Below are 11,329 nucleotides of genomic sequence, written 5' to 3'. Positions count from 1 at the left end.
CCTATGACATCCTGGCCGAGACGCTGTTTTCCGGCGAGATCGCTGGTGAGCCCGGCAGTTTCGCCAACGAGATCGACCGCCTGTTCGAGACCATGGGCCGTGTCGACCCGCTCGACCTGTTGCGCGCGCCCGACTGGCTGCCGCGTCTCACCCGCATCCGTGGCCGCAAGACCATGGCCTATTTCCGCAAGATCGTCACCGACACGGTCAAGATGCGCGAAGCGAAATTCAAGCGCGACCCCGATGCCGTGCCGCAGGATTTCTTGACGCTGCTGCTCAAGGCCGAGGGGCCGGAGGGACTGACGCGGGCCGAGGTCGAGGACAACATCATCACCTTCATCGGCGCCGGCCATGAGACGACCGCGCGCTCGCTCGGCTGGACACTGTATTGCCTGGCGGAATCACCATGGGAGCGCAACCGGGTCGAGCAGGAGATCGACCAGGTGCTGGCGCGCGAGCCCGATCCGACGAAGTGGCTCGATGCCATGCCGTTCACCCGCGCCGCCTTCGACGAAGCGCTCAGGCTTTATCCGCCGGCACCGTCCATCAACCGCGAGCCGATCGAGCCGGAAATGTGGAAGGATCTTTATATCCCGAAGCACGCCGCGGTTCTGGTGATGCCGTGGGTCGTCCATCGCCACAGGAAGCTTTGGGACCGGCCGGATGCCTTCCTGCCGGAGCGCTTCCACCCGGGAAATCGCGAAAAGATCGACCGCTTCCAATATCTGCCGTTTGGCGCGGGCCCGCGCGTCTGCATCGGCGCCAGCTTCGCCATGCAGGAGGCGATCATCGCGCTGGCGATCATGCTGTCGCGCTTCCGCTTCGACACCACCGCCGAAACGAAACCCTGGCCGGTGCAGAAACTGACGACACAGCCGCAAGGCGGTCTACCGATGCAGGTCACGCCCCGCCAGGTGCGCTGATATTCAGGTGATGCCGGCCTGCGAACGATGGCTTCCTGCGCTTCCGGTACTCACGTACCAAAAGTACGCTCCGTTCCGGTTCTCGGAATCCACCGGTCTCGGCTCGGCCTGACCTGAATCTCAACACACCTTCAAGCTGTGGTAATGAATTAAGCCGCAGGCTTGCGCTGCTGGAACTGGCCAGCGGCGCGGTAGCGCCAGAGGTAGCTGGGCAGGATCGTCGCGATCGATTGCGGCTGGATGCCGAGCCCGGCAAGCGTCCTGTTGGCCTTGGCGGCTGCGTCCGAAACGATGTTGTGCTCGCGCAGCTGCATCACCTGGTCCTTGGTCAGCAGCGGATTGGGCAAGAGGCCGAGGATCGATGCCTGGATGTTGGCCACCCACCACGGCACCGGCACCAGCAGGCGCTTGCGCTCGATCACCTCAAGCATCTCTTCCATGCACTCCTTGAAGGTGAGCACCTTCGGCCCGCCGAGTTCATAGATCTGGCCGCCATCGACCTTGCCGTCGACCGAGCGCGCCACCGCTTCGGCGACGTCGCCGACATAGACCGGCTGGAACTTGGTCTGGCCGCCGCCGATCAGCGGCAGCACCGGCGAATAGCGTGCCATGTTGGCGAAGCGGTTGAAGAAGCCGTCCTCGGGCCCGAAATTGATCGACGGCCGGAAGATGACGGCGTCCTTGATCGTCTCCAGCACGGCCTTTTCGCCAAGCGCCTTGGTGCGCGCGTAGTCCGATTCGGAGTTCGCATCCGCGCCCAGCGCCGAGACATGGGTGAGGCCGGCGCCGACGGCACGAGCCGCTTCGGCCACCGCACGGGCACCGAACTCGTGGACGGCGGGGAATTTCTGCCGGCCGCTTTCATGCAGGATGGCGACGAGATTGACGACGTGATCTGCGCCCTGCACAGCACGGTCGACAGACCAGCGCATGCGCACATTGGCCTGCACCGGCTGGATCTGGCCGACATTGCCAAGCGGCTGCAGATGCCCGGCGAGATCGGGCCGCCGGCAGGCGACGCGGATGCGATAGCCGCGCTTGGCCAGCGCGCGCACCACATGGCGTCCGACAAAGCCTGATCCGCCAAAGACGACGACGAGCTTTGGGGTCTGCAGGATTTCGGTCATGGCTGGCTCCGGCGCTCGCAAGCTTGGCTGAAGCCGTTTCATAATCCGTTTCGCGCCAAAGGCAAAGGGCGACGCGTGGTCGCTGCCGCCCTTGTTTTGGCCTTGTCAGAACGCCCTGTCAGAACGCCTTGCCGATGCGAGCGTCGACCGAATGGCGGTTGCCGCCGCGAATGACGAAGAAGAGCAGGATTGCCGCCCACAGCAGCGACTTTTCCGCGCCCGAAAAACCCTGGCCCATGGTGACCCAGTGGAACCAGACCGTGACCAGCAGCACGAACAGCCCGGCAAAGGCGGCCGGCCGTGTCAAAAGCCCGATGGCGATGAAGATGCCGCCGAAGAATTCGTTGCAGGCCAGGACCAACGACCACAAGGCGCCCGGATAAAAGCCGAGGCCCTCGACCATTTCGGCGGCGCCGAAAGGATTGGTGATCTTCTGCGAACCATGAATGGTGAGAAACGCCCCGGCGACGACGCGAAGGACGGTTTCGCCAGCGTCATGCAGCGACGAATACAGGCGGCCAAGCACCGGAATGATCAGCTTGCCGCGGGAAGCGTCGGTGGTTGCGGACATCGTGGCTCCTGTTGTTGTGATGATCCCTTGCAAACGCCCGATGGTCCCCCATCAAGTCAAGTTAACAAAAGTTAACTATTGCAATCATGTTTATTTGTGCGATGACGAAACGCAGAAAACCCCGCCGAAGCGGGGTTTTCCGGGTGAAGTTCATGTCGAAATCAGGGTCCAACGAGGCGGCCTGACCTGAGACGGTATCAGTGGCGTGAAGCAAGTACGCCCGCCCCAGCCCTGGACGCATCCGACAGAAGACACCGACCGGGCAAACCCGACCCGGACAGCTATTGGTCGTCGTGACGCGCGGGAAGGTTCACCGAGGCGCGGAAAAATTCTCGTCAGGAAGAATAGCGGGAAGCGAATTCGGAAATGCGCTGCACCACCGCCTTGGACGCGGTGATGCCGCGCGCTTGCGCCTTCTCGGCGGCCTCGGCCCGGGCACGGCCGGGCACGTGCACGCCGAAGCGCCGCCGCAGCCGGTCGAGCTGGTCCTTCATCCGCTGCTCGAAATCGGGATCGAGCAGCTTGGGCTCGACCGCGAGCACGAACAGCCCGGTGCCGGGGCTGTCCGGCCCGCCGCTGAACCATGGCGCGTCGAGCGACCAGTTGGCGCCCGACAGGCCCGCCGCCAGCACCTCGACCATCAGCGCGATGTTGGCGCCGCGCTGGCCGCCGAAGGCAAGCATGGCGCCCTTCATGGCGGCGGCTGGGTCGGTGGTCGGGTTGCCGCTGGCGTCCAGCGCCCAGCCTTCTGGGATTGTCTTGCCGTCCTCGGCCGCCTTGCGGATGTTGACGAAAGCGGTGGCGCTCGACGACTGGTCGATGACCAGCGGCGCGCCGTCGGCGGCGGGTGCGGCAAACGACATCGGGTTGGTGCAGTAGACCGGCTTGACCGAGCCGGAGCCGGCAAGCACGGCCGGGCCGTTGGTGGCTGCGAATGAAACCAGTCCTTGGGCTGCCAGCCTTCCGGTGAAATAGCCGAGCGCCCCGCATGTATAGGCGTTCTTCTGCGAGAAGATGGCGACGCCGAACAGTTTTGCCGCCTTGGCGAGGTCGTCGATGGTGCGGTCGAAGCCGGTATGCGCCAGCCCGCCGCGTGCATCGGAGAAATAGACCGCGAGCGCCGGCCGGGTGATCACCGGGTCGGCATTGCCGTCGATGCGTCCGGCTTCCAGTGCCTCGAGGTAGTCGATGAAATGCGACAGTCCGACGGAGGAAAGCCCTTCGGCCTCGGCGGCGATGATCGAAGCAGTGAGCGATTGTGCCGCTTCCTCATTGGCGCCGGCGCCAAGTGCCGCCATCCGGCACAGTCCTTTTGCCTGGTCGAGACTGAGTTGCATCATGGCCGTCCTGGGATCGCGGATTGCGGTTATGGGGTTGGGTTTGTGAGTAGCAGCACATGAGGGGGCTTTTGTGTTGAAAATCGTCCGCAACTGCAAGAAAAGCGGCGAACGCGCCCGCCGCCGCCGTCTGACTCGTGCGCCACTAACCGATCTTGTTCGGGATCCTGGCCTCTATCCTGCTGAAGGCGAAGACCAGAATACCGGTGATCGTCATGTAGATCAGCGCCAGCAGCAGCAGGGGCTCATAGGTGAGGTAGGTATCCTGCCGCACCTTGGACGAAACGGCGAAGATGTCGATGACGCTGATCGTCGCCACCAGCGGCGTCGACTTCAATTGCAGCACGGTCTCGCCGGTCAGTGTCGGCAGCGCCCGGTAGATGGCTTGCGGCAGCCAGATGCGCCGGAACGTCTTCCAGCGGCTCATGCCGAACGCGCGCGCCGCTTCGAGTTGCCCCTTGGGCACGCCGGCAAAGGCGCCGCGCATCACCTCGCCCTCATAGCCGGCGAAAGACAGGGTCAACGCCAGCACGCCATAGGGCCAGGCTTGCCTGAGATACGGCCACATCCAGGATTCGCGGATCCATGGATATTGCGGGAACAGCGAACCCAGGCCGTAATAGAGCAGCCACAGCTGGATCAGCAGCGGCGTGCCCCGGATCACCGTGCAGAACACCTTGGCAGGCGCGGCGAACCAGAAGGAGCCTGTGGCCTGCGCCAGTCCCAGCGGCACGGCGAGCAGGAAGCCCAGCACGCATGTGACGGCCAGGATCCACAACGAGCGCCAGATGCCGATCAAGCCCATTTCATAATATTGCGGCAGCCAGTCCCAGCGCATGAAAAAGGCCGCCGACAGAACCAGGCCGAGTGCGATCAGGATCAGCACGATGCGGTGCGGCTGCAGCCACAGCGACGTGCGCGCGACGGCGTTGATGATGGCCGCCTCGTTGGCCATCAGCGCGCCTCCTTGAGCGAAGGCATGCCGCGCCGCGACCAGGCCTCGACCCGGCCGATGATGAGATTGGAAAACAGCGACAGCAGCAGATAGAGCACGCCCGCTGCGAAAAAGAAGGTGAAATAGGCTTTGGTGACACCGGCGGCCTGCCGCGTTGCCAGCGCCAGCTCGTAGAAACCGACGACCGCCAGCAGCGCGGTGTCCTTGGTCGCGATCAGCCAGAGATTGGCGAGACCCGGTATGGCGAAGGGCAGCATTGCCGGCAAGGTGATGCGCCGCAAGAGCAGGCCGGGAGACATGCCATAGGCGCGGGCCGCTTCGATCTGGCCTTGCGGAATGGCCAGGATCGCGCCGCGGATCACCTCGGTCGAATAGGCGCCCTGGACAAAGCCGAGCACGGCGATGCCGGCGGCAAGGCCGCTGATGTCGACACGTTGATACCCCATTGCCGTCAGCGCCTGATTGATCAGGTCGGTCCCGGCATAATAGAGCAGCAGGATCAGCACCAGTTCGGGCACGGCGCGCACGATGGTGGTGTAGACCGCCAGCAGGTCGCGCACCACCGGGCCGCCATAGAGCTTGCCATAGGCGCCGCCTGTGCCGATCAAAAGACCGAGGCAGGTGGCGCCCAGCGCGATCTCGATCGAGTGGAGCAGTCCAACCAAAAGGGTCCCGCCCCAGCCCGGCGGATTGGGCGAGAGAAGTTCGATGATGCCGGCCGCCGAGGCCGAAAGAAGTGCGTCGATCAGCGTCGCCCCCGAGGTGCTGGCTCTAACCGCCGACGGCTGCGTCGGCGGCAAACATGCCTGGGAAAGATCGGCAGGAGGGGCATGGCGCTGACGCCATGCCCCTCAGCTCATGTGAGGGTCGTCAGTTCGACTGCGCGCCGCCGCCGCCGTAAATATCGAAATCGAAGTACTTCTTCGAGATCTCGTCATATTTGCCGTTGGCGCGGATCGCCTTGATGCCGGCGTTGATTTTGCCCTTCAGCTCGGTGTCCTCCTTGCGCACACCGGCGCCGACGCCCGGTCCGAGCACTTCGTCGTCCGGAGCGACCATCCCTTTCAGGTCGCAGCAGGCCTTGCCCTGGTCGGACTTCAAGAACTCGCCAAGCGCGATGGAATCGGCCTGAACCGCATCGAGGCGGCCGGCGGCAAGATCGTTGTTGGCTTCGTCCTGGGTCTGGTATTCCTTGATCTCGGAAGCTGTGCTGCCAAAGTGCTTCTTGGCGTAGACGGCATGCACCGTCGAAACCTGCACGCCGACCACCTTGCCCTTGAGATCGTCCGGAGCGGAGCCGAATTTCTGGTCCTTCGGGCCAATGATCGCCGTCGGGGTGTTATAGTACTTGTCCGAGAAGTCGATCGTCTTCTCGCGTTCGGCGGTGATCGACATCGAGGAGACGATGAGGTCGATCTTCTTGGTCGTCAGCGCCGGGATGATGCCGTCCCAGGCAACCGGCGTGATGACGCAGTCGAGCTTCTCTTCGGCGCACACCGCGTCGATGAACTCGATCTCCCAGCCGACCCATTTGCCGGAAGCGTCCGGCGAGGTGAAGGGCGGATAGGGCTCGGCGGCGACGCCGATCTTGACCGGATCGGCCTTGGCCACGCCCATGGCGGCGACGCCGAGCAGCAGCGCTGCGGCGAATGTCTTCAGAAAAGTCTTCATGTCACGACTCCCAGTTTGTTGTTGGTTCCCGGTTTTCTTCCGTCCCGGCCTGTCCTAGCCGATGTTGCGGATGAACTGCTTCAGCCTTTCGGATTTGGGCGCGCCGAAGATCTGCTCGGGCGGGCCTTCTTCCTCGACCAATCCATTGTAGAGATAGACGACATGCGTCGCGACCTCGCGGGCGAACTTCATCTCGTGCGTCACCAGCACCATGGTGCGGCCTTCGCGCGCCAGGTCGCCGATCACCTTCAACACCTCGCCGACCAGTTCGGGATCGAGCGCCGAGGTCGGCTCGTCGAACAGCATGACGCGCGGATTGATGGCCAGTGCCCGGGCGATCGCGGCGCGCTGCTGCTGGCCGCCCGACAGATAGGCCGGATAGACGTCGCGCTTTTCGGCCAGGCCGACGCGAGCGAGCAGCTTTTCGGCCTCACTGATCGCTACATCGCGCTTGATGCCAAGCACATGCACGGGAACCTCGATGACGTTTTCGATCAGCGTCATGTGGCTCCACAAATTGAAGTTCTGGAACACCATGCCGAGCTTGGAGCGGATGCGCTCGATCTGCTTGCGGTCGGCCGGAATGGTGTGGCCGTGGCTGTCGGCCTTCAGCTTGATCTCCTCGCCATTGACGCGAATGATGCCGCTGGTCGGGTTTTCCAGGCAGTTGATGCAGCGCAGCAGCGTCGATTTGCCCGAGCCTGAGCCGCCAATGATGGCGATCACCTCGCCGTCGCGCGCCGACAGCGAGACGCCCTTCAACACATGCAGCTCGCCGAACTTCTTGTGCAGGTTCTCGACATGGATGGCTTCGGCGGCGCCGTCCTGCGCCGTGTGTTTCAATACGGGTGCGGCGCTTTGCACCATCATCCCTTCGACGCTCCGCGGAGCGGTCGAGCCCGTCGCTGCTGGTATCTTTTACCCATTACCCGTCACTGGACAGAGTTCCCATTCTCAGGATGGACCGTTCCGCTTGCCTCCGTCAACCATGGTTTTTGGACTATTGATCACAGCTTGCTGTAGTGGTTAGTGGCGGCAACGGACGTTTCGGGAGAATTTAGTGGGCAAATCATACGGGTCGCAGTCCATGGCCGGACCCCTGAAACGCGTGCTGATGCGGTCCGCCGCCAGCGCCATGCGTCATGCCAAAGCGCAGGAATGGCACTACGGCCCGGGTTTTGATTCGCAAAAGGCCGCAGCCCAGCATGAGCAGTTGACCGGCATGGTCGCGGCTTCCGGCGCCGAGATCGAATGGCTGACGGATGCCGATGACGGGCTGGCCGATTCCGTCTTCACCCATGATCCGTCGCTGATGACCGATCATGGCGCGATTATTCTCTCGATGGGTAAGGCGCTGCGCCGTGCCGAGCCTGGTCTGCACGAAGCAGCTTACAAACGCATGGGCATCCCCATCCTTGGCCGCCTCGAAAGCCCTGGCCAGGTCGAAGGCGGTGACTGCGTCTGGGTCGATGCCAACACGCTGGCCGTCGGCCGCGGCGTGCGCACCAACCAGGACGGCATCCAGCAGCTTTCGAACCTGCTTTCGCCCAAGGGCATTTCGGTTTTTGGCTTCGACCTGCCGCTCTGGCACGGAGAGGAAGCCTGCCTGCATCTGATGTCGGTGATCAGTCCGCTCGCCGACGATCTGGCGCTGGTCTACGCGCCCTTGCTGCCGGCCGCCTTCTACCAGTTGCTGCGGGCGAAGGGTATCAAGCTGGTCGAGGGCGATGCCGACGAGTTCTTCGCCTCCAACGGACTCAGCCTCAACGTGCTGCCGACCGCGCCGCGCCAGGTCATCGCCGTTGCCGGGTTTCCCAGGACAGCGGCCGCCATGCAGGCGGCTGGCTGCGTGGTTTCCACCTTCGAGGCGGATGCGCTCTGCATCGCCTGCGAAGGCGGCCCGACCTGCCTGACGCGCCCGGTGCTGCGCCAATGACCACCACTGGGACCACCGTCGGCGAGGCGCTCATTTCGCTGCTCGAAGCCCATGGCGTCGACACGGTCTTCGGCATTCCCGGCGTGCATACGGTCGAACTCTACCGCGGGCTGGCGCGCTCCAAGATCCGCCATGTCACGCCGCGTCATGAACAGGGCGCCGGCTTCATGGCCGACGGCTATGCGCGCGCCAGCGGCAGGCCGGGTGTCGCCTTCGTCATCACCGGGCCGGGGCTGACCAACACCATCACCGCCATGGGACAGGCACGCGCCGATTCGGTGCCGATGCTGGTGATCTCAGGCGTCAACGCCATGCCGACGCTGGGCAAGGGGCTGGGTTTTCTGCATGAACTGCCCGACCAGCGCGGCATGATGGAGAAGGTGGCGCTGTCTTCGCAGCGCGTCACCGAGGCCAGCGAATTGTCCGGTGCCCTGGCGCAGGCCTTCGCCCTGTTTTCATCGGCCCGGCCCGGCCCGGTGCATATCGAAATCCCGACCGACGTCATGGTCAAGCCGGCGGATGGCATCGCTGCCATGCTGAGCAATGTGACGCCACCCGCGTCGGAAGGTGCTGCAATTGCCAGCGCTGCCAAACTCATCACTGCTGCGCGCCGCCCGCTGATCCTGGTCGGCGGCGGCGCCAAACGCGCCGAGGCGCCATTGCGGCGTCTGGCCGAACGGCTGGGAGCACCGGTCGTCCAGACCGCCAATGCGCGTGGCCTGCTGCATGGGCATCCGCTTTGCGTGCCGGCCAGTCCCAGCCTGAAGGCGGTGCGGGCGCTGATGGCCGACGCCGACCTGGTGATTGGCGCCGGCACCGAATTCGGCCCGACCGATTATGACGGCTACAGCGATGGCGGCTTCGTCCTGCCCGCCAATCTGATCCGCATCGATATCGGCGCCGACCAGCTTGCCCGCCGCCCGGCGACGGTTTCGATCCAGGCCGATTGCGCCGAGGCGCTCGAAGCGCTGCTTCTGGAAACTGGCCATGTCCCGACAAGCGAGGGCGGTTCGTCGCGCGCCGCTGCTACACGAAAAGCAGCCTTTGCGGAGCTCAATCCGACCCTGCAGGCGCAGGTGCGCGCGGTCGAGATGATCCGCGACGCCTTGCCGGGCGCGCTCATTGTCGGCGATTCGACGCAGCCGATCTATGCCGCCAACCTCTATTATGACCATGACCGGCCAGGCGGCTGGTTCAATGCCGCCACCGGCTTCGGCGCACTCGGCTATGGCCCGCCGGCGGCGATCGGCGCTGCCCTTGCGGTGCCCGATGCGCCGGTTGTCTGCCTGACCGGCGACGGCGGCTTCCAGTTCACGCTGCCGGAACTGGGCGCCGCGCTCGATGCCGCAGCGCCGGTCATCTTCGTCGTCTGGAACAATCGCGGCTACCGCGAGATCGAAACCTCGATGCTCGATGTCGGCGTCGAGCCCGTCGGCGTGTCGCCGGCGCCGCCGGATTTCTGCAAGCTGGCCGAGGCCTATGGCATCGGCGCCGAGCGGCTTGCCGATATCGACGCTCTGGCGGGCGCGCTGAAACGCGCGCGGGCCACCGGACTGCCGCGCGTCATCGAAATCGCGGTTGACTGAACATCGGTGGCGCGTGCTTCCCGTCCCGGCTGGCATGACCTATGGCCGACCGGTGGGCGGACGCATGCAAAGACGCGACAACTGCCATGTCGAGATTTCAATTGAGTGATGGCGCGAAAGGCGCGACGCTTCGCGTCGGCGTGGCATAGAAACGACCTAACGATAAAAAAATGACAGGAGCGTCCAAGATGACGGAAACACTTGAAGGCAAGCATATCGTCGTGACCGGCGGAACCGGTGCGCTCGGCGGTGCGGTTGTCGGCAAACTGCTGAGTGACGGCGCAATCTGCCATGTGCCCAATGCCCATGCCGCCGCCCCTACGCATTTCCCCTTCACTACGCATGATCGTGTCCAGCTGGTGCACAATGTCGATCTCTCGGACCCCGCCAAGGTCGAGGCGTTCTACAGTCAGGTTCCAGGCCTCTGGGGCTCGATCCACCTGGCCGGCGGCTTCACCGCCGCACCGGTGGAAAAGATCGAGTCGGCCTCCTTTGCCGAGATGATGGACACCAATGCGCGCACCGCCTTCCTGTGCTGCCGCGCCGCGATCCGCTCGATGCTGTCGTCGGACATCGCGGGCCGCATCGTCAACGTTACGGCGCGCGCCGGGCTCGATCCGCGGCGCGGCGCCGGCATGGTCGCCTATGCCGCCAGCAAGGCCGCGGTGGCGGCGATGACGGTGGCGATGGCCGAGGAGCTGAAGCACAAGGGCATCCTGGTCAATGCCGTGGCGCCGTCGACGCTCGACACCCCGGCAAACCGCGCCGATATGCCGGATGCCGATGCCACCAGATGGGTCAGCCTCGAAGCTGCCGCCGAGGCCATCGCCTACCTTGCCTCGCCGGCCAACCAGGCGATGAGCGGCACGCTGGTGCCGCTTTACGGCAGGGCGTAACCTTCCAACTTTTACGTCGGTCAAAGAAAAACCCCGCCGGATCGCTCCGGCGGGGTTTTGTTTTCGAGCCTATGCGAAGGGCTTCGCGGTGCGAAGGGCTTAGCTGCCCTGCTTCTTCAGCGCGGCGCCCAGGATGTCGCCCAGCGAAGCGCCGGAGTCGGTCGAGCCGTACTGAGCGACCGCTTCCTTCTCTTCGGCGATTTCCAGCGCCTTGATCGAGACCTGCAGCTTGCGGGTCTTCTTGTCGAAGGCGATGACGCGGGCGTCAACCTTCTGGCCGACGGTGAAGCGCTCGGGGCGCTGCTCGTCGCGGTCACGGCTCAGATC

12 protein-coding genes are annotated in these 11,329 nt (G+C 64.4%); 4 read left to right on the top strand and 8 right to left on the bottom strand.

Annotated elements, in window-relative coordinates:
* Positions 1–923, top strand: a 923-nt coding sequence (locus tag EN935_RS08955; RefSeq protein WP_164771053.1) for a cytochrome P450, incomplete at its 5' end; no start/stop codon positions are given.
* 149 nt (positions 924–1,072) lie between these two features.
* Here EN935_RS08955 and EN935_RS08950 read toward each other — a convergent pair.
* From EN935_RS08950 to EN935_RS08920, 7 genes are all read right to left on the bottom strand, one after another.
* Positions 1,073–2,050 (bottom strand): complex I NDUFA9 subunit family protein, encoded by a 978-nt coding sequence (locus EN935_RS08950; protein ID WP_109665755.1) that lies wholly within the window; start codon positions 2,048–2,050, stop codon positions 1,073–1,075.
* A 118-nt stretch (positions 2,051–2,168) separates the two neighbouring features.
* On the bottom strand, positions 2,169–2,621 hold the full coding sequence (locus EN935_RS08945; RefSeq protein WP_127265458.1) for a DoxX family protein: 453 nt from the start codon (positions 2,619–2,621) through the stop codon (positions 2,169–2,171).
* A gap of 335 nt (positions 2,622–2,956) precedes the next feature.
* Positions 2,957–3,958 (bottom strand): Ldh family oxidoreductase, encoded by a 1,002-nt coding sequence (locus EN935_RS08940; RefSeq protein WP_164757866.1) that lies wholly within the window; start codon positions 3,956–3,958, stop codon positions 2,957–2,959.
* A gap of 145 nt (positions 3,959–4,103) precedes the next feature.
* Positions 4,104–4,913: an ABC transporter permease gene (locus tag EN935_RS08935; RefSeq protein WP_109665767.1), complete on the bottom strand. Its 810-nt coding sequence runs from the start codon at positions 4,911–4,913 to the stop codon at positions 4,104–4,106.
* Positions 4,913–5,626, bottom strand: a complete 714-nt coding sequence (locus EN935_RS08930; RefSeq protein WP_206438806.1) for an ABC transporter permease — start codon at positions 5,624–5,626, stop codon at positions 4,913–4,915. Before EN935_RS08930 ends, EN935_RS08935 begins: the two co-directional genes overlap by 1 nt.
* Positions 5,627–5,783: 157 nt before the next feature.
* Positions 5,784–6,584 carry a transporter substrate-binding domain-containing protein gene (locus EN935_RS08925; RefSeq protein WP_109665771.1) on the bottom strand — a complete coding sequence of 267 codons (801 nt, stop codon included), beginning with the start codon at positions 6,582–6,584 and terminating at the stop codon, positions 5,784–5,786.
* Positions 6,585–6,638: 54 nt separating this feature from the next.
* Positions 6,639–7,451 carry an ABC transporter ATP-binding protein gene (locus tag EN935_RS08920; protein ID WP_109665774.1) on the bottom strand — a complete coding sequence of 271 codons (813 nt, stop codon included), beginning with the start codon at positions 7,449–7,451 and terminating at the stop codon, positions 6,639–6,641.
* Positions 7,452–7,671: 220 nt separating this feature from the next.
* Between EN935_RS08920 and EN935_RS08915 the strand changes: the two genes are divergently transcribed.
* From EN935_RS08915 to EN935_RS08905, 3 genes are all read left to right on the top strand, one after another.
* A complete protein-coding gene (locus EN935_RS08915) occupies positions 7,672–8,520 on the top strand; it encodes an arginine deiminase family protein (RefSeq protein WP_127373275.1) in 849 nt (282 codons plus the stop codon).
* Positions 8,517–10,106, top strand: a complete 1,590-nt coding sequence (locus tag EN935_RS08910) for a 5-guanidino-2-oxopentanoate decarboxylase (RefSeq protein WP_127265478.1) — start codon at positions 8,517–8,519, stop codon at positions 10,104–10,106. Before EN935_RS08915 ends, EN935_RS08910 begins: the two co-directional genes overlap by 4 nt.
* Positions 10,107–10,294: 188 nt before the next feature.
* On the top strand, positions 10,295–11,002 hold the full coding sequence (locus EN935_RS08905; protein ID WP_127265479.1) for an SDR family NAD(P)-dependent oxidoreductase: 708 nt from the start codon (positions 10,295–10,297) through the stop codon (positions 11,000–11,002).
* A 99-nt stretch (positions 11,003–11,101) separates the two neighbouring features.
* Here the strand turns inward: EN935_RS08905 and EN935_RS08900 are convergent.
* The coding region (locus EN935_RS08900) for a S1 RNA-binding domain-containing protein (RefSeq protein WP_127373274.1) at positions 11,102–11,329 on the bottom strand (228 nt) is incomplete at its 5' end.

Source organism: Mesorhizobium sp. M7D.F.Ca.US.004.03.1.1 (genome assembly GCF_003998635.1).
GTDB classification, from domain to species: Bacteria; Pseudomonadota; Alphaproteobacteria; order Rhizobiales; family Rhizobiaceae; genus Mesorhizobium; species Mesorhizobium loti.
Note: the sequence above shows the minus strand (reverse complement) of the source record. Positions and strands in the feature narration are given on the sequence as shown.